The organism is Streptomyces sp. PH9007, assembly GCF_059813725.1.
This window is the reverse complement of record NZ_CM187440.1, coordinates 2419496-2442073: the sequence shown is the minus strand read 5'-3', so window position 1 is coordinate 2442073 and position 22578 is coordinate 2419496. Positions and strand designations below refer to the sequence as shown.

At 73.4% G+C, this 22578-nt stretch carries 23 protein-coding genes; 5 read left to right on the top strand and 18 right to left on the bottom strand.

Features of this window, described 5'->3' with window-relative positions:
* Positions 1 to 61: 61 nt before the first annotated feature.
* From ACTFAP_RS11105 to ACTFAP_RS11090, 4 genes are read right to left on the bottom strand one after another with little or no spacing between them, the layout of a single operon-like run.
* On the bottom strand, positions 62 to 1546 hold the full coding sequence (locus ACTFAP_RS11105) for a sensor histidine kinase (RefSeq protein ID WP_500468933.1): 1485 nt from the start codon (positions 1544 to 1546) through the stop codon (positions 62 to 64).
* Entirely contained in the window at positions 1543 to 2235 is a 693-nt protein-coding gene (locus tag ACTFAP_RS11100; RefSeq protein WP_495684411.1) for a response regulator, read from the bottom strand. The genes ACTFAP_RS11105 and ACTFAP_RS11100 overlap by 4 nt, the downstream gene beginning before the upstream one ends.
* Positions 2236 to 2270: 35 nt before the next feature.
* Complete coding sequence (locus tag ACTFAP_RS11095; protein WP_500468932.1) at positions 2271 to 3140, bottom strand: ABC transporter permease; 870 nt, start codon at positions 3138 to 3140, stop codon at positions 2271 to 2273.
* Positions 3137 to 4054, bottom strand: a complete 918-nt coding sequence (locus ACTFAP_RS11090) for an ABC transporter ATP-binding protein (RefSeq protein WP_500468931.1) — start codon at positions 4052 to 4054, stop codon at positions 3137 to 3139. The genes ACTFAP_RS11095 and ACTFAP_RS11090 overlap by 4 nt, the downstream gene beginning before the upstream one ends.
* Before the next feature lie 387 nt (positions 4055 to 4441).
* On the opposite strand from ACTFAP_RS11090, the gene ACTFAP_RS11085 reads away from it, so the two are divergent.
* Positions 4442 to 4942: a peptidase inhibitor family I36 protein gene (locus ACTFAP_RS11085; protein WP_495684408.1), complete on the top strand. Its 501-nt coding sequence runs from the start codon at positions 4442 to 4444 to the stop codon at positions 4940 to 4942.
* A gap of 65 nt (positions 4943 to 5007) precedes the next feature.
* Here the strand turns inward: ACTFAP_RS11085 and ACTFAP_RS11080 are convergent, their stop codons facing one another.
* The 8 genes from ACTFAP_RS11080 to ACTFAP_RS11045 form a co-directional block, all read right to left on the bottom strand.
* The gene (locus ACTFAP_RS11080; protein WP_500468930.1) at positions 5008 to 6237 is read right to left on the bottom strand and encodes an NADase-type glycan-binding domain-containing protein; all 1230 of its coding nucleotides are present in this window, start codon (positions 6235 to 6237) and stop codon (positions 5008 to 5010) included.
* A complete protein-coding gene (locus tag ACTFAP_RS11075; RefSeq protein ID WP_453856904.1) occupies positions 6234 to 6791 on the bottom strand; it encodes a phage tail protein in 558 nt (185 codons plus the stop codon). Before ACTFAP_RS11075 ends, ACTFAP_RS11080 begins: the two co-directional genes overlap by 4 nt.
* Positions 6788 to 8746, bottom strand: coding sequence for a putative baseplate assembly protein (locus tag ACTFAP_RS11070; RefSeq protein ID WP_400012839.1), 1959 nt, complete (start codon positions 8744 to 8746; stop codon positions 6788 to 6790). Before ACTFAP_RS11070 ends, ACTFAP_RS11075 begins: the two co-directional genes overlap by 4 nt.
* On the bottom strand, positions 8746 to 9183 hold the full coding sequence (locus ACTFAP_RS11065) for a GPW/gp25 family protein (RefSeq protein ID WP_390124176.1): 438 nt from the start codon (positions 9181 to 9183) through the stop codon (positions 8746 to 8748). The genes ACTFAP_RS11070 and ACTFAP_RS11065 overlap by 1 nt, the downstream gene beginning before the upstream one ends.
* 111 nt (positions 9184 to 9294) lie before the next feature.
* Complete coding sequence (locus tag ACTFAP_RS11060; protein WP_500468929.1) at positions 9295 to 11154, bottom strand: VgrG-related protein; 1860 nt, start codon at positions 11152 to 11154, stop codon at positions 9295 to 9297.
* Positions 11154 to 11879 carry a CIS tube protein gene (locus ACTFAP_RS11055; protein ID WP_390124172.1) on the bottom strand — a complete coding sequence of 242 codons (726 nt, stop codon included), beginning with the start codon at positions 11877 to 11879 and terminating at the stop codon, positions 11154 to 11156. Before ACTFAP_RS11055 ends, ACTFAP_RS11060 begins: the two co-directional genes overlap by 1 nt.
* A gap of 67 nt (positions 11880 to 11946) precedes the next feature.
* Positions 11947 to 12372: a phage tail protein gene (locus tag ACTFAP_RS11050; protein ID WP_390124170.1), complete on the bottom strand. Its 426-nt coding sequence runs from the start codon at positions 12370 to 12372 to the stop codon at positions 11947 to 11949.
* An 87-nt stretch (positions 12373 to 12459) separates the two neighbouring features.
* Complete coding sequence (locus ACTFAP_RS11045; RefSeq protein ID WP_500468928.1) at positions 12460 to 12921, bottom strand: extensin; 462 nt, start codon at positions 12919 to 12921, stop codon at positions 12460 to 12462.
* 118 nt (positions 12922 to 13039) lie between these two features.
* Here ACTFAP_RS11045 and ACTFAP_RS11040 point away from each other — a divergent pair, with 118 nt between their 5' ends.
* From ACTFAP_RS11040 to ACTFAP_RS11030, 3 genes are all read left to right on the top strand, one after another.
* Positions 13040 to 13450 carry a hypothetical protein gene (locus ACTFAP_RS11040; RefSeq protein WP_500468927.1) on the top strand — a complete coding sequence of 137 codons (411 nt, stop codon included), beginning with the start codon at positions 13040 to 13042 and terminating at the stop codon, positions 13448 to 13450.
* Between the two features lie 150 nt (positions 13451 to 13600).
* Positions 13601 to 13927: a hypothetical protein gene (locus ACTFAP_RS11035; RefSeq protein WP_500468926.1), complete on the top strand. Its 327-nt coding sequence runs from the start codon at positions 13601 to 13603 to the stop codon at positions 13925 to 13927.
* Between the two features lie 189 nt (positions 13928 to 14116).
* Positions 14117 to 14422, top strand: coding sequence for a hypothetical protein (locus ACTFAP_RS11030; protein ID WP_500468925.1), 306 nt, complete (start codon positions 14117 to 14119; stop codon positions 14420 to 14422).
* A gap of 1874 nt (positions 14423 to 16296) precedes the next feature.
* Here ACTFAP_RS11030 and ACTFAP_RS11025 read toward each other — a convergent pair.
* From ACTFAP_RS11025 to ACTFAP_RS11010, 4 genes are all read right to left on the bottom strand, one after another.
* Positions 16297 to 16455: a DUF6760 family protein gene (locus tag ACTFAP_RS11025; RefSeq protein ID WP_390124165.1), complete on the bottom strand. Its 159-nt coding sequence runs from the start codon at positions 16453 to 16455 to the stop codon at positions 16297 to 16299.
* Positions 16452 to 16943: a hypothetical protein gene (locus ACTFAP_RS11020; RefSeq protein ID WP_390124163.1), complete on the bottom strand. Its 492-nt coding sequence runs from the start codon at positions 16941 to 16943 to the stop codon at positions 16452 to 16454. Before ACTFAP_RS11020 ends, ACTFAP_RS11025 begins: the two co-directional genes overlap by 4 nt.
* Positions 16943 to 17386, bottom strand: a complete 444-nt coding sequence (locus tag ACTFAP_RS11015) for a phage tail protein (RefSeq protein WP_390124160.1) — start codon at positions 17384 to 17386, stop codon at positions 16943 to 16945. Before ACTFAP_RS11015 ends, ACTFAP_RS11020 begins: the two co-directional genes overlap by 1 nt.
* Before the next feature lie 138 nt (positions 17387 to 17524).
* Entirely contained in the window at positions 17525 to 19120 is a 1596-nt protein-coding gene (locus ACTFAP_RS11010) for a phage tail sheath subtilisin-like domain-containing protein (RefSeq protein WP_495684934.1), read from the bottom strand.
* A gap of 318 nt (positions 19121 to 19438) precedes the next feature.
* Between ACTFAP_RS11010 and ACTFAP_RS11005 the strand changes: the two genes are divergently transcribed.
* A complete protein-coding gene (locus ACTFAP_RS11005; protein WP_500468924.1) occupies positions 19439 to 20851 on the top strand; it encodes an RICIN domain-containing protein in 1413 nt (470 codons plus the stop codon).
* A gap of 73 nt (positions 20852 to 20924) precedes the next feature.
* Here ACTFAP_RS11005 and ACTFAP_RS11000 read toward each other — a convergent pair whose 3' ends face one another.
* Together ACTFAP_RS11000 and ACTFAP_RS10995 are read right to left on the bottom strand one after the other, a co-directional pair.
* Positions 20925 to 21623, bottom strand: coding sequence for a Pvc16 family protein (locus ACTFAP_RS11000; RefSeq protein WP_500468923.1), 699 nt, complete (start codon positions 21621 to 21623; stop codon positions 20925 to 20927).
* 167 nt (positions 21624 to 21790) lie between these two features.
* Positions 21791 to 22462: a helix-turn-helix transcriptional regulator gene (locus ACTFAP_RS10995; protein WP_390126054.1), complete on the bottom strand. Its 672-nt coding sequence runs from the start codon at positions 22460 to 22462 to the stop codon at positions 21791 to 21793.
* Positions 22463 to 22578: the final 116 nt, after the last annotated feature.

Below are 22578 nucleotides of genomic sequence, written 5' to 3'. Positions count from 1 at the left end.
CACGCCTGGAAGCCGTGCCGGCCGCTCGCTCGCGGTAACCGCACGAGACGAGCAGGGCGCTTCAGCGCTGCGGCGGCAACAGGACGCGGAAGGTCGCACCGGCGCCGGGAGCCGTGTGGATCTCGACGCGGCCCTCGTGGGCGCGTACGAGCGAGTCGACGATGGCCAGCCCCAGGCCCGCGCCGGCCCCTCCACGGGCACGGGCACGGGCCACATCCCCGCGGTAGAAGCGGTCGAAGGCCCGCTCGGCCTGTTCCCGGGTCATGCCGGGCCCCTCGTCCTGGAATTCGAGGACCGCGAGGCTGTCCTCGGTACCGACGCCGATGCGGACCGGAGCGCTGGACGGGGTGTGGGCGACGGCGTTGCCGATGAGGTTGGTCGTGACCTGACGGAGTCTGGCCTCGTCGCCGAGGACGGGTGCCGGGGAGGGTGGCCCGCCGCCGAGTCCGGTGAGGGTGACGGTACGCCGCGGGTCGAGGGCATGGAGGTCGTGCAGCGCGTCGACCGCCAGCGTGCGCAGATCCATGGGAGTGAGCTGCAGGGTCTGTGCGGCGGCGCCGTCCTCGTCGAGGCGGGCCAGGAGCAGCAGCTCCTCCACCAGGTCGACCAGCCGTGCCGCTTCGCGCTCGATGCGCCTCATCGAGGCGTCGACGTCGTCCCGCTCGGGCATGCCGCCCATCCGGTACAGCTCGGTGAAGCCCTTGATGCCGGCGAGCGGTGTACGCAGTTCGTGGCTGACGTCGGCGATGAAACGGCGCATGCGCTGCTCGGCGTCGGCGCGGGCGGCGTCGCCTGCCTCGATCCGGTCGAGCATGCCGTTGAGCGCCGTGGACAGCCGGCCGAGTTCGGTGCGGGGGGCGGCCAGCTCCGGGACCCGGCTGGAGAGGTCTCCGGAAGCGATGGCGGCGGCGGTGGACTCGATCCGGCGAAGCGGGCCCAGCCCGGCCCGCACCGCGAACCATCCGGCGAGGCCCAGCAGGGCCAGGACCGCCGCGTCGATGAGCAGCACCCGGCCGGTGAGGTGCCGCATGGACGCGTCGGCGGCGCTGAGCGATCCGGCCACCACCACGCTGCCCGTGGCCGGGCCGGCCCCGCTCGCCGTGACCGGCACGGCCACGACGCGCCACCGGTCACCACCGTCCGGGGATGCGACCGTGAAGGGGGCTCCGTCACGCTCGTCGACCGCCGCCTCGTCGAGGCGGGGCAGCGACGGCAGCGGTCCCGTGGCGGCCCGCAGGACACGTTCGACATGGCCGCCGGGGCCGACGTAGACGATGTGGACGTCCCGGATCCACTCCTGCTCCACGAGGTGGTGCACCTCCGGCGCGTCTTCACCGACCAGGTCCGGCAGCTCGGGCAGGCGGGTGGTCACCGCGGCGACGCCCCTGATCCGTTCGTCCATCTGCTCGACGAGATCGCGGTGGAGCTGGCCGAGGAGCAGACCGTTGCTGCCGAGCAGCGCGGCGACCAGCAACAGCAGGGTGATGGCCAGCAGCCGGGCGCGCAGGGAGAGTCCCCGGCTTCGGCGGGTGCCCCCCGTGGTCACCGCGGCGGCCGGCGGAGCACGTAGCCGGTGCCGCGCACCGTGTGGATCAGTTTGGGCTCCTCCGTGTCCATCTTGCGGCGCACGTAGCTGACATAGGAGGCCACGATGCTGTCGTCCCCGCCGAAGTCGTAGTGCCACACCAGGTCGAGGAGCTGATCCTTCGACAGGACCTGCCCGACGTGCTCCATCAGCACGCGCAACAGGTTGAACTCGGTGGGCGAGAGCGGGACCGTGCGCCCTCCGCGTGTCACCTGCCGGCTCTCGGGGTTGAGCGTGAGGTCACCGACGACCAGGAGCCCGTCCGGCTGCTGGCCGCTGGTGCGGCGCAGGATGGCCCGGATGCGGAGGATCAGCTCCTCCAGGTTGAAGGGCTTGGTGACATAGTCGTCCCCGCCGGCCGTCAGCCCGCTGACGCGGTCCTCGGCCGCGTCGAGTGCGGTGAGGAACAGCACCGGTGGAGCGGTCGGCGGCGAGCCCTCCCGGCGCAGTCGCCGTACGACTTCGAAGCCGTCGACGTCCGGCAGCATCACGTCGAGCACGATCAGATCGGGCCGCACCTGTGGCACGGCGGCCAGCGCCTCGGTTCCGGTCATGACCGGTGTCACGGTGAAGCCGACCAGCCGCAGGCTCGCGGAGAGCAGTTCACGCAGCGTGGTGTCGTCCTCCACCACCAAGAGGTGTTCTGTCATGGCCGTACCCTCCTGATCGGCTCCTTCCGATCTTCCTATGCGTCCCGTGTGCGGAAGGTGAGGAACGCAGCGGTCAGCAGGACCGTGACGCACCCGGCCAGTACGCCGAGACCGGGCCACGGATCCAGCAGCGCCGGATCGCGGTAGCCGGTCATGATCTGCCCGCCCGCCGTGGGGGGCCAGTACTTGGCGGCCCAGTCCGCGAGGCGGCCCGGCAGCGCGGGCCCGAACGCCGGCATGATCAGCAACGCGGCGAACAGCGTGGTCACGGTGGCTGTGGTGCTGCGGATCAGGGTGCCCGCGGCGAGCCCGAGGAGCCCGGCGAGCGTGAGGAAGAGAGCGCCGCCGAGGATGGCCCGCGCCGCGCCGGGGTCCGAGAGCAGCAGATGCGGCGCGTCAGCGCCCCTGAGCGCCGCCTGGCCGGCCAGGAACCCGGTGAAGGTGGTCAACAGCCCGGTGAGGAAGGCGATCGCGGCCAGGACAACGGCCTTGGCCGCGAGGACCCGGTTCCGGTTCGGGACGGCGCTCAGTGTGCTGACGACCGTGCGGCTGCCGTACTCCGCGGTGATGATCAGGCCGCCCAGGAGCGCGATGGTGATCTGCGCGACCAGGTAGCCCTTCAGGCTGAGAGCCAGCGGGTCGAAGGCGAGCTGGTCCGCGGCCGTCATGGTGGCGTACTCGCCCCCGGCGGACGAGCCGTTGAGCGTCGCGAGCGCCGCGCCGAGAGCGAGGGTGCCGAGGATGACGTACAGCGTCGAACGCATGGAGCGGATCTTGATCCACTCGGCGTGCAGGGAGTGCCGGAACGCGGCCCGGCCCGCAGGTCGGCGGGCCGGCGACGGCGGCCGGTTCCGCACCCTCCGCCGGGAGGGACGCGGCGCGCGGAGCAGGGTGGTGCTGTTCATCGGGCCACTTCCTTGTCGGCGGAGTACTCGACGCTGTCCCGGGTGAGTTCCATGAAGACTTCTTCGAGAGGGGTCTGCCGGACCGTCAGCTCATGGAGTTCGACGCCTGCGGACGCGGCCAGCGAGCCGATCCCGGCGGAGTCGAGGCCGGTCACGCACAGGCGATCCCGGCTGTCGGTCCGCACGGCGGCGCCCGCCGCGGTGAGCCGGCGGCCGAACGCCTCCGCCTGCGGGCTGCGCACGACCACCTCCCGGCCGGAGTGCGCGTCGATGAACTCGGCCATGCCGGAGTCGGCGATCAGCCGCCCCCGGCCGATGACCACCAGATGGTCGACCGTGAGCTCGATCTCGCCCATCAGGTGGCTGGACACCATCACGGCCCGCCCTTCGGCGGCCATGCGCCGCATGAGCGTGCGGATCCAGACGATGCCCTCGGGGTCGAGCCCGTTGAGCGGCTCGTCGAGCACGAGGATCGGAGGGTCCCCGAGAAGGGCCGCGGCGATGCCGAGCCGCTGCTTCATCCCGAGCGAGTACGTGCCGGCTGCCCGCCGGGCCACGCCCGAGAGCCCCACGTCCTCCAGGACCGTGTCGACACGGTGGTGCGGCAGTCCGTTGCTTGCCGCGAGCGCCAGCAGGTGGTGGTAGGCACTGCGGCTGGGCAGCAGCGCGCCGGCGTCGAGCAGCGCGCCCACGGCCCTCAGCGGCACCGGCTGGGCGGCAACCGGCCGGCCGCCGACGGTGGCGGTTCCTGAGGTGGGTGCGTCCAGGCCCAGGATCATGCGCATGGTGGTCGACTTGCCGGCGCCGTTCGGTCCCAGGAAGCCGGTGACTTCCCCGGGACGGACCGTGAAGTTCAGGCCGTCGACGGCCGTCACCTCGCCGTAGCGTTTGGTCAGTCCATGAACGTCGATCACTGAATCCTCCAGGTGCGGTGTTCGGATGGCACACCGCCGCGGTGCGTCCGGGACCGAGACTGCCCGCGGTCTCTGGGAGCACCTGGGGAATTCTGTGTGCCGCATGGGAGCGGTGGCCGCCGGGAGGCCGAAGACGCCCAGGCCGGGGCGTTCGGTCCGGAGCGGTGTCGCTCCCCAGGGGCGGGGCACACAGCGAACTCACATCCCCGCGGCCGGCGGAGACGCGGTCGGGGTCGCTCGGCGGTCGGGGTCGGCCCGGGTGCGGCCCTGCCACGCGGGTGGCCGCGTCAGTCAGTTTTCACGCAGAAGTGAAAGGACCTCCGGCCGGCCGGCGCGGCGGGCAGCGTAGGGGTGTGTACAGCCGTGCGCATGACAGGAGGGGACGGCATGAAGCGGCGGAAGAGGTTCACCATGACGGCGGCGGCGACCGCGCCGGCGCTGGGCGGTCTGCTGGGCTCGGGGGTGGGTCCGGCCGGTGCCGCGACGGAGGCGGACGTGGCCGTTCAGCAGGAGGCGTCGGCCGCCGCCGAGGCCGGCTTCGCACTCGCCCCGGGAGAGGCCGTCGGGTTCGAGGACACCGAGGCACTCGCCTACGAGGATTGCGAGGACGGGTACATCTGCTTCTTCTCCGCCACCGGGGGCGGGGGCGGCAAGTGTCAGTGGTGCGCCGCGCTCAACCCCGACACCCGGCCCGAGTGCACCTGGATGAAGAGCGGGACGGCCGCCAAGTCCGTCTGGAACCGGACGTCCTACCGCTACCACTACTACCTGGACAAGAACTTCAAGAACCGGATCGGCAGCACCCTCAGTGGCGCTCGGGGCAACCTCGCCGGCAACTACCTCATCGGATCACTGTGCCGGCACAACGCCAGCGGCTGCCCCAACTGACCGGTCCGGCCCGGAAAGCCGTGAGCCCCTGACCGTCACCGCGACGGTCAGGGGCTCACGCCCGGTCAGAACAGGCCGTCCGCCGAGCGGCCGAAGAACTCGATCTCGGCGATGGCGACCTGCTTCTCGTCCGACATGCCGTGGGCCGACACGAGGGTGAAGCGGATCTGCACGACCTCCTTGGCCCGCAGCTTGCGCAACTGGCCGCCCGCGCCCTGGTCGAGGGTGACCTCGTGGGTCGCCTCCGAGCCGTTCGCCCGGGTGACCGTCACCTCCAGCACACGCGGCAGCGCCGACTCGTTGAGGTCGGCGGCACGGGCGGAGACGCCGGGGGTGATGACCATGTCCAGCAGGTCGGTCGGGTTCGTGAAGCGCGCCTCGATCCACTCGCCCTCACCCGCATGCGAGACCCCCGGGCCCCACCACGTGTTGCTGCGGGTGTCGAAGGCCAGTTCCGGGCCGTGCTCCTGGAACGAGCGGGACGCGTCGACGCTGTCGGGGTAGACGGGCGCGCGCTTGGCGAAGTGGTCCCGGGTCGCCTGGATGCCGTCGGGTATGCGGACGATCAGGAAGATCGCCAGCACCGCCACCAGCCCGGCGGCCACCCACTTCATGATGTGGCCGAAGCTGCGGTTCAGCCGCGGCCGGTCACCGGCCCACGGCGTCTCGCGATTGTTCGGGTCCAGCAGCCGCCGCCACCAGGGCAGCCGCTCGTCGTCCCGCTGCTCGGTCACCATGGGCATGGCGCAGCGCGCGCAGTAGTGCCGGTCGGGGCGGTTGTGGATGCCGCACCAGCGGCACGGGACGCCGCCCTCGGCGTCCGTCTCCCGCCCCGGGCCGCGTACCTGCTGCCGCGCGGCGGCGGGCCGCCCCGGCAGGGTGGGGGCGACCGCCGCCGGAACCTCGGCCGGGGCGGCGGGATCGGCCACCGGCACCAGGAGTTCACGCGCGCGGCGGGCCGACTCCTCCGCTGATTCCTCCGCCGATTCCCGCGCGGGCGCCGGCGCTTCCACGGCCGCGGAGACATCCGTGCCGGTCGCCGGGGTCGGCGTCAGATCCGGGTCCTCCGCCTCATCCCCGCCCTTGCCCAGCCGGGACACCGTCGCCGTACCGCCGCGCGCCACCCGGCTGGTGGTGTCCTCCGTACCCAGCATCGCGGCACCGCCGGCGGCCTCCGCCGCCCGCGCGCCGGTGTCGCGCTCCTCCCGCCAGCTCAGTACGGCCCCGCACGCTTCGCAGAACGACTGGCCGGGCTCGGCGCGGGTGCCGCAGTCGGCGCAGTTGAGGGTACTCATCTCTCCAAGGTCCTTTCAGCGGCCGTCACCTGGACCGTGTACGGCATGTGGGCGGGGCGCGCGGCGGCCACCAGAGTGTCCAGCCGGTGCTCGTCCGCAGGGGTGGGGTGGGGCAACCGCAGGTGGACGTGCAGGCGCGGGCGCCGCTCGCCGGGCACCGGACCGTAGGGGCGGGCGCTCCACTCGGTGCCGCCGCTCTCGGTGATCTCCGGCTCGGCCCCGAACGTCAGCCGCACCGCCTCGGCCAGGCCGCGCCGGGTGCCGCGGATCCGGTGCAGGTACGCGGCGGCCCCGACCGTCGCCCGCAGCCGCTCCTCCCGCTCCGTGCCGTCGGTCTCCGCCCCGACCCAGGTGCCCAGCCAGCGGGTGAAGTCCTCGGGCGCGAGCGAGGGGGTGAAGTACGCGTCCAGGCAGTCGAGTGTGTTCAGGATCGGGGCGAGCACGTCGTCGAGCCCGCCCACGAAGCGCTGCGCCAGATCGTCGTCGGCGAACACCGCGGGCAGCATCGTACCGATCGGTGAGGACGAGCCGAGCCCGTCGACCGAGCCCCTCACGCGCTGTCCCCGATCACCCGGACGCGGTGGTCGAAGGAGAACGGCAGCGCCCCCGGCCCCAGATTGACGCGGTCGGTGGCGTCGCCGCGCTTGCCGGACAGCGGATCGGCCGGGTGCAGGCTCACCTGGTCGACGAGTTCCACCCCCGGGACGCGCTGCAGCACCGCGAAGATCTCGCCCGCCTGGACGGGCCGCCCGAAGGGCCACCCGGTGCCGTCGGCGCCGCCCGTGATCGGGTCGAGGTGTTCGAACAGCGCGTCGTGGGCGCGCTGCCGTACCTGGTCGATGTCGGTCCCGCGGTACGCGTGCACTGTCGCCACCACCGTGAGCCCCTGGTAGTAGGGCGGGCCGACCGCCAACCGGGTGCCGATCGGGCGGCGTTCGTCGAGGTAGCGGGCCACCCGGCTCAGCAGCGCGTCACCCGGCACCAGTTGCTCGAACCGCAGCCGGCCGCCCCGGTCCACCACCGCCTGCGGCACCACCAGCACCCGTACCGCGTACGCCCCGTGCTCGGACTCCTCGCCCTCCAGGCAGGTGATGCGCGCCGTGTCGGGCGCCGCCCGCCGCGCCAGCTCCTCGTAGTCGCGCAGGGTCACCGCCCGCTCCTGGGCGCGCAGCGAGATCGGCGCCCGCAGCTTCGCCTCCTCGACCGTCTCGCCGTCCACCCCGCCGAGCGCGGCCTCCCGGTTGATGATCTCCGAGATGTAGGGGACGGAGGTGCGCAGCACCCGGACGGCGCCGCGCGCCACATTGCCGGACCGCCCGCCACCGGTGCGGTAGCGGCGGGCCCGGATGACGGCGCCCTTGGGGGCGACCATGCCGTACTGCCGCAGGGAGCCGTCCGGTTCGCGCACGCTGGGGCCGAACGCGATCTCGCCGGTCGTCGCGTCCAGCGTGACGTGCCGGTCGCGGGGCAGCGAGGACGCGAAGTTGGGCACCACGTCCCAGTCGGCCCACCCCTCGCCCTCGGCGGTCTGGAGCAGCACCGGCGGGTCATCGCCGACCACCGGCGGGTGCGCGACGCGCAGCCGCTGACCGGGCAGCCCGGTGGATTCGCCCAGCGCCTCGTCGTACACCGTGTCGGCGTGCACGGCCGGCGTGGTGCCGCCCAGCGTGAACGCCTCCGCCGAACGCACTGTCGGCGACGTCGTATAGAACGGCTGGTCGGATCGCGGCTCGGTGACGCGGCAGCGCAGCCAGCCGGCCGTCTTGCCGCCGCTGCGGGAGCGCACGTGCCCGCCCGGGACGTGGAGCACCACGTGGCCCGGCCGGTTGAGCCCGCCGGTGCCGTCCTCCCCGACCTCGCACTCCGCCCAGCCGTCCTCGGTCCACGCCTCCCACACCAGCGGGGGCTGCCGCGGATCGACACCGACACCGTCCACCCGGCTGTCCAGTTCGATGCCGACCGCGCAGTTCGGCACGGCGGCGGACAGCCCGATGAGCATGCAGTCACCGGGCGACGGCGCCTCGTTGAAGCACATCGGGCCCTTGCCCTCGGCCAGGTCGGTGGTGCGGTCGGTGACCGCCTCGCCCCGGTGCTGCACGGCCAGGTGCCGCAGCTCGCAGGGGACGATGGCCAGGCTGCGTTCGGTGGCGAAGACCACCGCGTCCTCGTGTTCGGTGCGGGAGGTGGCGACCTCGGCGCCGACCGGCACCGTCACGGTCTCCTCCTGCGGCGCGGAGAGCCAGAAGGTGACGTCCGCGCGGGCGGCGGTGGGCGGGAACAGGCTGATGCCGATGAGGTCCAGGAACGCCAGCTGGTTCTTCTCCGGGACCCGGTTGAGCCGGTAGACGATCTGGTCGGCGAGGTGGGCGACCGTCTCGACCAGGGTGACCCCGGGGTCGGAGACGTTGTGGTCGGTCCACTCGGGGGCGCGCTGCTGGATGTAGCGCTTGGCGTCGTCGACGAACTGCTGGAAGCGGCGGTCGTCGAGATTGGGGGAGGGCAGGGCCATCAGTGGTCGCTTTCGGATGCCGGACCTGAAGCGGTGTGCGGCTCGTCGTGGGACGGAATGACATAGAAGGGGAAGACGAGGTTGCGCGGGTTGTTGGTGCCGCGGACCGCGTACCGGATGTCGATGTAGAGCACGCTGCGGTCGGTGCCGGCCGTCACCTCGACCTCGTGCACGTCGATCCGTGGCTCCCACCGGTCCAGGCTGGTGTGCACCTCGTGCTGGATCCGGCCCGCGGTCTGCTCGTTGACCGGGGCGAACACCATGTCGTGGATGGCGCAGCCGAACTCGGGGCGCATCGGCCGCTCGCCGGGCGCGGTGGCCAGCACGAGCCGGATCGACTCCTCGACCTCCTGCTCCCCGCTGACCAGGGCGATGCCCCCGGTGGGGGAGATCCGCAGCGGGAACGACCATCCCGATCCGACGAATTGTTCGGCCATGGGCCGCGTACCTGCCTTTCTCCGGGCGCTGTTGCGAGGGGGTGGTGACACGGGGCGGCGGCCACGGCGGTGGCGGCCCGGGTGGCCGGGCGCCGGCCGTGGCCGGGTCGGTCACGGCGGGAAGGGCAGCTTGTTGAACAGCGAGGGGGCGATGCTCTTGATGAGGACCGCGCCCTGCGCGTTCACCTTGACGAGGCCCATCGCGTCCAGGCTCAGCAGGCCCATCGACTTGACGCCGACCACCCCGAGACCCTCCACGTTGACGCTGCCCCGGCTCTTGATGTCGAGGTTCCCGCCGCTGGAGAGGCTGAGCTTGCGGCCGGCCTTCAGCGTGAGGTTCTTGCCCGCCTCCACCGACACGGCCCCGTCGCCCTTGATCTCGACGGCGCCGTCACTGTTCACGATGATCTTCGTCTTGGAGCGGTCCAGGTGGATGGTGAGCTTGTCGTCGCCGCTCGCGATCCGCACGCCGTTCTTGCCCGGCCGCTGGCTGAGCAGATCGACGCGGTTGCCCCGGCGGTCGGACAGGGTGTGCCGGGCGGCCTCGTTCTTCAGGCCGTCGTGCAGCGGCACGTCCTTGACGGGCGTCGGCTTGTCGATCCCGTTGTAGAGCCCGCCCACGACGTACGGATGGTCGAACGCACCGCGGTCGAACGCCACCAGCACCTCGTCGTTGACATCGAGCGGGAAGATCCCGCCGCCACCCTTGCCGCCCCACTGCGTCACCCGGCACCAGTCGCTGATGTAGGTGTCGTCCAGCCACGGGAACTTGAGCTTCACCCGCCCCTGCTTCAGCGGGTCGCGCACATCGGTGACGATCGCGATCACCACGCTGGGCAGCTGCACGCCGCCCCCCTGGCCGCCCGCACCGCCGCCGGAGGCCACCCCGTACAGCGAACGCCACTGCCGGCCGCTGACGGTGGCCAGCGTACGGTACGGCTCCTCGCCGAAGACGTGCTGCACCGAGGTGACGGTGTAGCGGCCCTCGAACGGCTTGCCCACGTCGTCCAGGTACACCGGCAGGCCGGGCCGCAGCTCCGGGTTGCCGTGCACCGACAGCTCCAACTCGGCGAACGAGGACGCCACATCGTCCGCCAGCGCCTTGGCCGCCCGCTCCACCTGCGGCTGTTCGTCGTACGGGGTGCCGGCGTCCACCAGCGTCACGGAGGGGAACGCCCCGGCCGCGTCCGCCGGGGTGTTGCCGATGCTGAACCGTTTCGTCGAGGGGTTCGGGACCGGCTCCACCACCTCCTGCTTGGTGGTGACGTTCCAGCCCCGGGCCTCCACCCGGCTCACCTGATCGCCGGCCGTCACCGCCGTCCGCAGCCGCAGCACGTCGCTGCCGCCCTGGAGCACCAGCGGGTTCGGGTCGATGACGCCCGACGGCGACGGGGCGCCCGAGGCCGGCTTGGGGTCGACGAAGTGGAACTTCCCCTCCGAGTCGATCGACATGACCCGCTTGTTCTCGTCCGCGAGCCGCGCCAGGAAGTCCCAGTCCGTGACGCCGGATTGCGAGATGAACTCGTACTCGCCGGGTGTGGAGTCGATCTTGCCGATCGGCACGCCGTTCTCGGAGGCGAGCTTCTGCGCGATCGACGAGGCCGTCTCACCCCGGTACGCCTTCACCCGGCTGCGCCGCATCAGCCGGAACCCGCTGTCGTAGCCACGGATGATCGCGAACGATCCCGAACCGTCGAAGTCCGCCTCGATGCCGGTCACTTCACCGGTGAAGAGTGGTTCGGTGCTGCCCTCCCCGTCGGCCACGGGCGTGATCACCACGGAGGTGCCGAACTTCACGCCGAGGTCGTCGAGGATCGTCCGGGTCTCGTCCCGGAAGACGAGCCGGAACGCGGCCGGCACGCCCACCCCCTGATCCACCCAGCCCTGGACGAGATCGGTCGCGAGGTCCCAGGTGAGTTCGCTCCCGCCGATCGCGATGCTGAGCACACTGGAGAACGAGGACTCCGCCATCAGGAACGCACCTCCTCGGCGGCCGGCATCATCAACTGCGATCCCGGCCTCAGATGTGAGGGGTCGTCGATTCCGTTGGCCTCGGCGATGGCCCGCCAGGCCGACGCGTTGCCGTACTCCCGGTAGGCGAGGGACTGCAGCGAATCGCCGGCCACCACCCGGTGCACGCGGCGCGCGGTGAGGGCGCCGGAGGTCGGGTTCTGCCCGGGGGTACGGCCCGGGATCTCGTGCAGCCGCAGCTGACAGGTGGCACGAATCGGGGTGCCGGAGGGCGCGAAGAGCGAGTACGAGGCCTCGACCGAGCTGACGTACGCGGCGAACCGGGCGGTGGAGAACGAACCCCACTGGAAGATCACCCACGGCGGCGACGGCTGCTTGGCGGCCAGGCTCTCGTCCGTCACCTCGCAGCACTTCATCAGGTCGTCCACCTTCTTCAGCACCGAGTTGCTGCCCGGCTCGTGGGAGGTGTCCAGGAAGATCTCCAGCGTCATCTGGCGCGGCTCCGCCCCCATGAACTCCGGCTTGGACCCCCGGCGCACGGCCACCGTCGGGGTCTGCTTCCACAGCGCGCCCCGGGTGACGGACAACTGGGCCGGGTTGAACTCGAACGCGAACTCCTGGATGAGCCCGCCCGGCATGACCTTGCGGCCCCGGGGAGGCTGGTGGATGGCGAGCGTGGCGCGGACGAGGCTGCTGCCCGCGCCGCCGCGCTGTCCCGTGGCCATGGCTGGTGGTGTCCCTTCGGTTGGTCGGCCGCCGCGCCGGGCGGTGTGTGCGGGGTGCGGGGACCGGTCAGTCCGCGAAGCCGTGGTGGGCCAGCTCCAGGGTCTCCAGGGCCACCGCCGATCCGTCCGGGTCGAAGCCGGGGGCCTCCCAGCGGACCGGGAACACGTCCAGCAGGCTCCAGGTGACGATCTCGGACCGGTCGGCGCGCAGCGCCGTGATCGCGGCGGTGGGGCGCACCATGCCGGTCTGGATGGACGAGATCCACTGGGCGACCTTCACGCTGTCCTCGGTGACCGGGCGCGTGAGGCGGATGTTGGAGAAGGTGACCCGGGTGGGGAACTGCCACACGAAGCCGTTGTTGCCGCCCTCCGGCCGCTGCTCCGTCTCCACCTGCGCGGACAGGCCGTCGCAGGTGTTGAAGTAGCCCAGGGACCCCGTGTCGATGCTGAGGCGGAAGAAGGGAGTGCTGGCCGGGTCCAGTCGTGAGGACATCGGGGCTGGCCTTTCTGCGGGCGGTGGGCTACGGGCGGTGGGCAGCGGGCTGTCGGGCCGGTGCGAGCGGATCGGTGGCGGTCGTCGTCAGTGGCGGTTGTCGCGCAGTCGTCCGATCCGCTCGCGGTCGAGGCGGAGTTCGGTGCGCAGCAGGCGGGTGATGCGGCTGATGAGCTTGCGGCTCAGCTGGTCGAGCTGGAACTCACTGAGGTCGAGCGGATCGGTGGCCTCCCGCCGGTCCTCGGAGGCGTGTGCGTCCTCGGACCTCTCGGTGCCCGAGGACGGGGGTACGGCGGCGGACTGCCACCGCACGGACGGGGCCCCGCCGGGCGACGAGGCGTTGGGCGTCCGCTGGACCGTGCGCGCCGACCTGGGCGCGGGCGCGGGTGCGGGCGTGGAGGCCTGCGGGGTGGGTGCGGGCGGTGCCGGCTGGGCGCGGTGGGCGACCGGCATGGCCACGGGCGCGGGGGTGGCCGCGGGCGTCAGGCCGACCGGCGCGGTGCGGCCCGGCTGCCGGGGAGCGGCCGAGGGCATCGCGAGGCGTTGCACGCCGACGGGACGGGACGGGGCAACGGCGGGCAGCGGACGCTGCGATGCGGCCGGGGCCGGGGCAGGGGCAGGGGCAGGGGCAGGGGCGGAGGCCGGAACGGCGACGGTGAGCGGGGGCGTGGGCACGGGCACCGGCAGAGGAGTGGCGCGCGGGGCGGGAGCGTCGGCGTGCGAGGGCGTCGCGGTGGGCGGGGACACCGGTGCGGTGGGCGCACCGGAGGGTGCGGCGGCGCGCTGCACGGCCATGGGGCCGGGGCCGGGCCGGACCGGCGCGACCGGGGTGCGGCTCACGTCCTGCGCGGGCAGCGGACCGCCGAGCCCGGCGGGGCGCGGGCCCTGCCCGGCGGACGCACCGGACTCAGCCCCCGACGGGGAGGGGGAAGGGGTAGCGAGCGGCGAGCGGTGCACCGGGACGGAGGGCGCGACGGGCGGCACGCTCCCCGCAGGGGCGGAGGAGCGCGGCAGCGGGGAGGCGACGGCGCTGCGCTGCACGCGGGCCGGGCCGGGCACGGGCGCGGACGGCACCTGACGGGTGGGCGTGCCCAGCCCCGTACGGAGCGGGGCGCCTTCGGCCGGCCGCTCCGCCGGGGGAGTGACGGGCCCGGCCGGTGGGGCGGCCTGCGTCGGCCGTGCGGTGGCGCCCGGCGTCGGTGCCGTGCCCTGGGGGGAACGGGCCGCGGTGGACGTACCCGCCGTGGCGTCCGCCGCCGGTGACGCGCGGAAAGGTGTGCCGTCCGCCCGCGCCGGGGAACTGCCGCGCGGAGCGGCGGACGGCGCGCCCCCGGTGCCGGTGCCGATGGCGCGTTGGACGGGGGCAGCGGGCCCAGGACCGGGGTGGTGGGCCGGGTGGTTCGCGCCGGTGGCCGGGGCCGAAGGCGGCGTGGTGCCGCCCGTCGCCCGGTGGGGCGCCGGTGCCAGGGTGCCGCTGCCGCCCGCCGTGCGGGTCGGCGGAACCACGGGGGAGGGAGAAACCGGGGTGGACGGGGAGGCACTCGCCGACCGCTGAACGACGGGCGTCACCGGCCGGCCCTCGCCTGCCCCCGGGGAGACCGGACGGACGGGCGCGGCGTCCGTGGTACGCCGGAGGGCGGCGGGAGGTCGCGGGCTGCCACCGTGCGCCCCGGTGGGCGGGGTGCTCGGTGACGTGTCGGCAGCGCGAGGGCCGTGCGAGGGAGTTGCCGGGGAAGGACCGGGCGTGGTGGGGGCCACCGGCCGGCTGTCGCCCGTCGCGGGGGTCGTCGTCCGCCGGGCCGGTGACGAGGGAGCTGCGCCGCCGGTGGTGCGGGTGGCGGGCGCGGCAGGCGCGGCCGGAGGAGTCGGGGTGCTCGCCTTGCGCTGCACGGCGGGGGTTGCCGACGCACCGTCGCTTGGCTTCGGCCGCTGGGGAGTTGACGCCGGAGTGGCGGGACGGGCGGTGCCGGGGGCGGGCGGCGCAGTGCGTGCGGCGGGGGGCGGCGCCGTGTTCGGGGTGCTCCGGACCGGGCTGCCCAGCCCGCCGTGACCGGCCGTCGGCCGCTGAGGCGCCGACGGGGGAGTAGCGCGGGCGGCCGGGGGAGCGGGGGTGCTCGCTTTGCGCTGCACGGCGGGCGTTGTCGGCCCGCCCCTGTCGTCGGGCGTCGGCTGCCCGGGTGTTGACGGCGCGTTGGCGGGACGGCCGGCCGCCGCACGGGGAGCCCCGGGGCCGCTGTTCGTCGCGGTCGCCGGAGCAACGGGCGTGGCGGGATGCGTCGTCGCGCTCGCCGCTTGCTGGACAGCCGGGGCCCCGGGCCCGCTGTCGCCGGTCGTCCTGGAGGAAGAAGGGGGCGTGGCCGCCGGTGCGGCGGGGGCCGGTGCCGCTTTCGCGGTGCGCTGGACGGGGCTGCCCAGCCCGGCGGTGCCGCTCGGGGAGGCCGCCGGCCGAGCGGCTGCCCGTGGCGGAGTGCCGCCCGGCGCGCGGGTGGCCGCCGCCTGGTCCGTGGGGTGCTGCGCGGTGGGGGTACGCGGTGGGGTGCCGGGGGTACCGGTGTCCCCAGTCGGTCGCGGGGCCGTCCGGCCGGTCGCGCCCCGGTCCGGCCGTTCCGTTCCCCGACCACGTACCCGGTCCGTGCTCGGGCTCGGGCTGGGGTCCTGGCTCCGGTCCTGGCCCTGACGGGCTGAGGACGCCTGCCGCTGCACGGCGGGGCCCGCCCCACTCGCCTGGCTTGCCGCCGGGGACGCGGAAGTGCCCGGCGCGGCCGGGGCGGCGTCGGGACGCGGGGCGGTGCGGGGCGTGGTGTGGCCCGCCCCGGATGTCGCGGCCGTCCGCTGGACGGCCGGGGCGGTGTTGGTGTCCTGCTGCCGCGCGGGCCGTTCCGGTGTGCTGGGGGAGGCGGGGCCCGGCCCGTCCGGGGTGGGGCCCTGCCGGGTCACCGGCGGCTGCGGGCCGCCGTTCGCGGGGGCCTTCCGCAGCGGTGCGCCGAGGACCGGGCGGCCTCCCGCCCGGTGGTCACCGGACATGCTTGTGGCAGGTGTGGCAGGTGTGGCAGGTGTGGCCGGTGCGGGGCCCGGCCCGTGCGGTGCGGCAGGGGCGCCGGGGACCGTCGATTCCCCGGCGCCCCCGCCCGCAGGGGAAGCGTCACGCCGTTCCCGTCCGACTTCGCCCGTACGCGTCGCCGACCGCTGCACGGAGGGCGCCGCCCCGGCGCCCGGTCCACCGCTGCCGGAAGCGGGCGGCGGCCCGGACGCCGCCGCCCCCGGGCCGCCGGTCGGGTGCGACCGCCCCGTCCCGGACGCGGGTTCGCGCCGGACCGCGGGCAGTACGCGGCGCGGCGCGCCCGCCGGTGCCGCCACGCTCCGGGTCAGCGAACGCTGCACCGGGGCGTCCTGGGTGACCGGACCTACCCGGGTGCCCGACGGGCGGGAGCGAGCGGCCGAGGGCCCGGTGGCGCGCCGAGCGGCTCCCTCCGCCACCGGCTGTGCCACCGACTGCTCCACGGGCTCGGCGACCGGCTGCGCGGCCGGGGCCACGGGCTGCGGCGCCGGGTGTTCGAGGCCGGACACCGAGGCCCGGGCGGCTTCGAGGGGCCGGCCGATGTTGCTGGCGGGAGCCCGCCCGTCGAGGATCGCGGGCGGCCGGGCCCGTACCGACGAGGGGTTCTGGAACGTCGCCAGCTGTCCGCCGAACCGCATGTCGGCGACCCGCTGTTCGGGCGCCACCGCGCGCTGGATGGGCGGCAGCACCGTCCACGCCGGCACGACCGGTCCGCCAGCCGGCGGACCGGCGGCGGGCACGCCCGCCGGGGGCGGTGTCCCGCCCCCGGCCTGCGCCGTCCGGTCCGCGGCACCCGGCGGGGCCGAACCCGGCGAGTCCCCCGCACCGTCCGTGCGGCGCAGCAGACGATCGAGGAAACCCACTGCTCAGCCCTTCGTTTCGGCGCTCTGCACCAGGGACGCGATCTGCTGCACGTAACGGCGGCGATCGTGGTGTTCCAGGTCCAGGATCTCCGCGTGTCCCCAGTGGAAGTGGTAGGCGAGGTACGCGATCTCCTCGTGCAGCCGGTCGGTCGCGTACGTCATGATTCCCCCAGGCGGCTCCCGCCGAGTTCCACCTCGAAGGGCTCGGAGCAGTGCGGGCAGGCCACCGTGGCACGGGTGTGGCCCTCGGCGTTGATCTGGCGGTAGAAGTCCTGGAGGAACGCCAGATCGGAGGCGAACATGCCCTCCACCGTCCCGTCGTGCACCGAGGACAGCGTGCCGAGCCGGGTGATGACGCGACCCAGGAGCACCACCGACAGGTAGGCGGGGTTCTCCATCACCCGGGCGTCGCGGAGCGGGAGCAGTTCGTCCCGCGCCGTCGACAGCCGCATCGTCCCCTCACGGTGGACGGTGCCCTGCGCGTCGACGTACCCGCGGGGCAGTTCGAAGGCGAACTCCGTGCGCAGCGCGGGCTCCGGGACGGCCGCCGCGGCGGGCGCCGCGGCAGGCTCCGCCTCCGGCCGGTCCTGTGCGGGCGGAGCCGGCGGGGCGGTGTTCTCCCTCGCCGGCCTGGCCACCGTGCGCCTCATTAAGCGACTTCCAGCCGTTCGAAGTTGACGGTCGCGGTGAGGGTCAGCGGAGCGGAGCCGCCCGCCTCCAGCGAGGTCGGCGTCGCCAGGTTGCACCAGGCGTTGACGAGGTTGTACCGCATGACCTCGTTCCGCTCGTAGTCCAGCAGGATGATCGAGGCGTTCTTGCGGGCCGAGCCCATGTTGCCTTCCTGGGACTCCTTGATCCAGTCCTGGAAGACGGTCTGCCGGGTGAGGCCGAAGACGACCTTGACGCTGCCGCTCTGCTCGGTGCCCGGCATGTTCTTGGTGACGGGGATGCCGTCGGGGGTGTTCTGCTTGTAGGTGATGACTTCCTGCTCGATGTTGAAGTCGCTGATCTCGTGGATCGCTTCGACCGCGATGCCGTCGATCTGGAAGCCGAAATTGTGAACTGTGAGGCTGTCGCCCAGCTCCAGAGGCATGCTTGCGTTCTCTTTCCGGTGGATCGGGGACTCGGTCCCGCGATGCAGGGGTGGCGATGACGGTCCGTGGGGTGGCGGCCGGCCGCGGCCCCCGGTTCGTCAGGGGAGCCGGTGGGCCGCGGCCGGCCGCCGGAGCGGTTACTCCTCGAGCTCTCCGGTCCCGCTGGAGTGCTGGGCGAGCCGGAAGATCACGAACTCCGCGGGCTTGACGACGGAGACGCCGATCTCGCAGATGACACGGCCGAGGTCGATGGACTCCGGCGTGTTGGTCTCCTCGTCGCACTTGACGTAGAAGGCCTGGCTGGCCTGGGTGCCGAACAGGGCGCCCTCACGCCACTCGTTCGTCAGGAAGGCCGTGATGTTGCGCCGGATACGGGCCCACGTCTTGTGGTCGTTGGGCTCGAAGACCACCCACTGGGTGCCCAGGAGGATGGCCTCCTCCAGGTAGTTGAAGTACCGGCGGATGTTGAGGTAGCGCCAGGCCGGGTCGGAGGAGAGCGTACGGGCGCCCCACACGCGGATGCCGCGGCCGGGGAAGGCCCGCAGGCAGTTGACGCCGATCGGGTTGAGCAGGTCCTGCTCGCCCCGGGTGATCTGGAGCTCCAGGTCGACGGCGCCGCGCACGACCTCGTTGGCGGGGGCCTTGTGCACGCCGCGCTCGGTGTCGTTGCGGGCCCACACGCCGGCGACGTGGCCGCTCGGCGGGATCAGCCGGGCCTTGCCGGTGGCGGGGTCGAAGGACTTGATCCACGGGTAGTACAGCGTGGCGTACTTGGAGTCGTAGCCGGCCGTTTCCTGCCGCCAGACCCGGATCTGCCGCGCGTTCAGCGAGGGCGGCGGGTCGATGATGGCGACGCGGTCGCCCATCAGCTCGCAGTGCGCGATGAGACCGAGCTGGACGGCCTTGACCGACTCCAGGTCGATGGCGCCGCTCTGGTAGGCGGCCATCAGGTCGGGGACGGCGACCATGGAGATCTCGTCCACGGCCTCCAGGCCGCCGAAGCCGGTGCGGTCCGAGGAGTCACCGAGGTACGTGCCGGGGCCGGGGTGCGCGGGCTGCGCGTCCTCGGCGGCGGGGGCCGGTGCACCGGCCGGTACGGGGGCGGTCAGCGTGACCGTCTGGTTCTCGGGGCGCGCGAGCTGCCCGGCGGGCGCCGCCTCGGCCACCGCGATGAGCTTGGAGCGCTCCTTGACCTGGGTGACGACGTAGGCGCGGTTGCCCTTCTTCGCCGTGACGTCGAAGCTCTCGACGATCTTGCCGTCGTCCTTGACGTTCAGCTTGAACCGCTCGGCGGGGCCCTCGCCCTCGGCGTCGGCGACCTCGACGCTCAGCGGGCCGCGCGGCCCGGGCGCGATCGCGTTCACCGTGAAGGTGCCCAGTTCCTGGGGCTCGGCCGGGGGCAGCGCGGCGGGGGCGTCCTGGCCCGAACCGGCGAGCGCGGCCTGGCCGCCCGCGGGGTTGCCCGCCGCGGAGCCGCCGACGCGCACGACATAGGCGGCGCTTCCGCCGTTGTTGAAGAAGCCGTAGACCGAGTGCGCCAGGTAGTAGCCGTCGGTGAAATCGCCGAAGGAGGCGACGTACTGCGACCAGTTGGTCACCAGCGTCGGCTCGTTCAGCGGCCCGCGGGGCGCGAGCCCGACGAAGGCGGCGACGGAGGTGCCCACACCCTCGATCGGACGCGTGCCGCTGGCCACCTCCTCGACGTAGACGCCGGGTGACAGATAGGACGGCATGGTCTGCATCTCCTCGGGGTATGGATAGGAACAGCACCACCTTTACGCGCCTCGGCGCGGCAACGGAACGGCCCTGGGGCCCATGTGATGGGCAATGTCCAGTCCTGCGGGGGCAGTTCGTGCGGGGCCCTCATGGGCCCGGTACGGCACCGTACGGGCCGGGCGCGGCCTTCCGATGCCCGCTCCGTACCCGCGATGTCCCGTGTCCCGCCCCGCCGGGCGCGGTCCCGGAAGGGCAACCGCCTTGCCCTTTCGCGCCCGAAGGACGGCGCCGTCGCCTCGTGACCGCCCGGGGCCCGCTTCATTACGCTCGCCCTCGTGACCCTGTGGACCTCTCTGGAACCCGCCTCCGCGACCGTCGCCCCCGGTGACAGCACGCGGGTACGCCTGCGTCTGCGCAACACCGGAGACGTGGTCGACGAGTACCGCTTCGAACCCGTCGGGGACGTCGCGCCCTGGACCACCGTGGAGCCGCAGACACTCCGCCTCTACCCGGGGACCACCGGGGCCGTCGAACTGACCTTCGCCCCGCCCCGTACCCCCGACGCCACGGCCGGGCCGACCCCGTTCGCGGTACGCATCACGCCGACCGAGCATCCCGAGGCGGTGACGGTCCCCGAAGGCAACCTGACCGTACTGCCCTTCAGCGAGGTGCGCGCCGAACTGGTGCCGCCCACCGTGAAGGGCAGGTTCCGGGGCCGGCCCCGGCTCGCCGTCGACAACCTCGGCAACACCCCGCTCACCGCCTCGCTCAGCGGCAGCGACAACGGCGACCAGCTCTCCTACGACCTGCACCCCAGCAATGTGCGGATCGAGCCGGGCCGGGCGGCGTTCGTGAAGGCGACGCTGCGGCCCAAGGAGATCCGGTGGTTCGGTGGCAAGGAGGAGCGGCCGTACACCCTCGCCGTCCAGCGCTCCGGCAAGGAACCGCTGCCGGTGGAGGGCACCTTCCTCCAGCGCGGCTTCCTGCCCGGCTGGCTCGCCGCCTTCCTGGGGGCGGCCGTCGCGCTCGCCCTCGCCTTCGCCATGCTCTGGTACAACCACGACCCGAAGGTCAAGAGCCTGGCCACGGAGCTGACGACCGACGTCAGTGAGCCCATCGACCCGCCGCCCGCGTCGGCCGAACCGCCGCCCCCGCCCCCCGAGCCGGACCCGGAGCCCGATCCGGAGCCGGAGACCGAGGAGGAAGTGGAGGAGAGCGGCGGCGAGGAAGAGGGCGCCGGCGGCGGTGAAGAGGAGGAGGAAGAGCCGCTGATGGAGAACCTCGTGCTGTGGAACTCCTCGACCTGGCGCTGCGCCGACATCCCCGGCGCCAAGCCCGAGTTGGACTACAAGGTGGAGCAGCACGAGTGCAAGACGGACCAGCAGAGCCAGCGGTGGAACCTGGAGGTGCGCCTGCCCGACGGGGGCCCGGCGGGAGCGCCGCTCTTCCAGATCCGCAACGCCTGGGCCGACTTCTGCATGGACCTTCCCGCGCAGCGCGGTCATGAGGCCGGCACGGTCATCACCCAGTACAGGTGCGTCACCAACACCGACGACAACCAGCTGTGGTGGCTCGACAAGCAGGACAACGGCTACTGGATCCGCAACTTCAAGAGCAACAACCTGTGCCTTGTCGTCGACGGCCTGGACGCCAGCCGCGTCGACCACCCGCTGACCCTCGGCGACTGCGCCTCCTCCGATCACGCCCAGTGGACGATCCTCGACATCGAGAACGACATCGTCCTGTAGCGGACCCCCGGGCGGGGCGGCCGTGACCCGGCGGCCCCGCCCGCCGCCCCCGGCACGGCCGGCGCGTTCTCCCTCAGGTGGCGCGCCTGCGCCGGACGGCCCGCGTCCGCCGGATGGGCCGCGGGTCCCGGGCCCCTCCCGCGCGGGGCTTCGGCAGGGTCAGCGGACGTTGGGCGCGCTCCTCCGCGGCCGACGGTTCGTCGGACATGCCCCGCACCCGGACGACGGCCTCCTTGATCGGCGGGGCGACGTCGTACTCCGGGGACAGCGGGAACGGCGCGGTGAGCGTCACATCGACGGACGGCTTGAGTTCGCCGCCCAGCGCCGACCAGATGTCCGCGAGCGAACGGGCCTCACCGTGCGGGCCCGCCACGGTCAGCGGCACCGGCATGCCCAGGGCCCGCAGACTGTCGGGCAGTTCGGAGGGGTGCAGCGTGTCGCGGGGCAGCAGCGTGGCCAGTACGGCCGAGAGCAGCCGGTGTTCGTCCTCCGGCTGTTTCGTCCACGCGGTCACCAGGTACGACAGCCGCAGCCAGCGGGGCGGCTCGCGCCGTTGCACGGTGATGTCGCGGTCATCGCGCACCGCGACCTGACCGCGGTGGCGGCGGCCGGTGTCCTCCCGGATGTCGTACAAGTACGCGTTGATCACCGGTCCGTTGCGGCGTGCCGCCCAGTCGCGGCTCGGCACCTCGAACGAGACATCGATGCCGGAGCCGGTCAGCGCGCCACCGCCGAGCAGTCCCTTCAGAACCTCGTCCACCTCGTGGATCACCGTCGTACTCCCACCGTTCCGTGTCAGCGCCGTTCCGGGTCACGCGCGGACGCCGCAGATCATGCCTGGCCGACGGCCGTCCCGCACATGGGCCCCGGGGCCGGGCGCCGGGCACACCCGCTGCCCCGGAAGGCAACAGCCGGGTGCCCGGCGAGGGGCGGCCCAGATCAGAGGTAGCCCTCTTTGAAGGCGTAGGCCACCGCGTGGGCCCGGTTGCGCAGGTGGAAGCGGGTGGTGAGCCCGTGCATCACGTTCTTGATGGTGCGCTCCGAGTACGCCAGCTTGGCGGCGATCTCCCCGGTGTCGAGGCCGTCGGCCGCCAGCCGCAGCACCTCCACCTCACGGGGCGTCAGCCCGGTGGTGGGCACGCCCTCGCGGCCCGCCGCGGACCGGTGCAGCGCGCCGACCTGGTTGATCAGCCGGCCGAGCAGGTCGCCCGGCAGGGTGCCGTCGCCGCGGGCCGCCGCCACCACGGCCTGCACCAGGCGCTTCTCGGTGGCCTCGTGCCGCCAGACGATGGCGCTGATCCCGCAGGCGACCACGTCCAGGAGTTCGGCCTCCCGCAGCGTGCCGACGACGAGGACGGCCCGGGCGCCGGCCGTGCGCGCGATACGCCTTAAGACGGAGAGGGTGGCACCGTCGAGGGTGTCGGCGATGAGCAGGACCACGGTGCCGGAGGTGAACCCGGTCTCCTCGCGCAGCTCGATGTCGGGGTGTCGCCCCAGCAGACTGAGCGCGCCTTCGCGGGAGAGTGGTTCGGAGGTGTGCACCGCCACGGGTATGCGGGCATCGGGTCGAGCGTCCGGTCCTGGTGCCCGGCCGGTGTCCGGGTTCCGGATGGTAGTGGGCAAGATCTCCCCTAAGTGGGCTGGTTGGCAGTCGTCGGAGTCGTTCAGGCTCTCACCGTTAAGACCACCCCAAGAGGGCACTATGTTGCGCGGAATCTCATCCCGGT

What these genes read in the sequence shown, in the direction of transcription:
- ACTFAP_RS11100 (WP_495684411.1), bottom strand. Translation starts at nt 2,235, where the DNA reads ATGACAGAACACCTCTTGGTGGTGGAGGACGACACCACGCTGCGTGAA.
- ACTFAP_RS11095 (WP_500468932.1), bottom strand. Translation starts at nt 3,140, where the DNA reads ATGAACAGCACCACCCTGCTCCGCGCGCCGCGTCCCTCCCGGCGGAGG.
- ACTFAP_RS11085 (WP_495684408.1), top strand. Translation starts at nt 4,442, where the DNA reads ATGAAGCGGCGGAAGAGGTTCACCATGACGGCGGCGGCGACCGCGCCG.
- ACTFAP_RS11080 (WP_500468930.1), bottom strand. Translation starts at nt 6,237, where the DNA reads ATGAGTACCCTCAACTGCGCCGACTGCGGCACCCGCGCCGAGCCCGGC.
- ACTFAP_RS11070 (WP_400012839.1), bottom strand. Translation starts at nt 8,746, where the DNA reads ATGGCCCTGCCCTCCCCCAATCTCGACGACCGCCGCTTCCAGCAGTTC.
- ACTFAP_RS11065 (WP_390124176.1), bottom strand. Translation starts at nt 9,183, where the DNA reads ATGGCCGAACAATTCGTCGGATCGGGATGGTCGTTCCCGCTGCGGATC.
- ACTFAP_RS11060 (WP_500468929.1), bottom strand. Translation starts at nt 11,154, where the DNA reads ATGGCGGAGTCCTCGTTCTCCAGTGTGCTCAGCATCGCGATCGGCGGG.
- ACTFAP_RS11055 (WP_390124172.1), bottom strand. Translation starts at nt 11,879, where the DNA reads ATGGCCACGGGACAGCGCGGCGGCGCGGGCAGCAGCCTCGTCCGCGCC.
- ACTFAP_RS11050 (WP_390124170.1), bottom strand. Translation starts at nt 12,372, where the DNA reads ATGTCCTCACGACTGGACCCGGCCAGCACTCCCTTCTTCCGCCTCAGC.
- ACTFAP_RS11025 (WP_390124165.1), bottom strand. Translation starts at nt 16,455, where the DNA reads ATGACGTACGCGACCGACCGGCTGCACGAGGAGATCGCGTACCTCGCC.
- ACTFAP_RS11020 (WP_390124163.1), bottom strand. Translation starts at nt 16,943, where the DNA reads ATGAGGCGCACGGTGGCCAGGCCGGCGAGGGAGAACACCGCCCCGCCG.
- ACTFAP_RS11015 (WP_390124160.1), bottom strand. Translation starts at nt 17,386, where the DNA reads ATGCCTCTGGAGCTGGGCGACAGCCTCACAGTTCACAATTTCGGCTTC.
- ACTFAP_RS11010 (WP_495684934.1), bottom strand. Translation starts at nt 19,120, where the DNA reads ATGCCGTCCTATCTGTCACCCGGCGTCTACGTCGAGGAGGTGGCCAGC.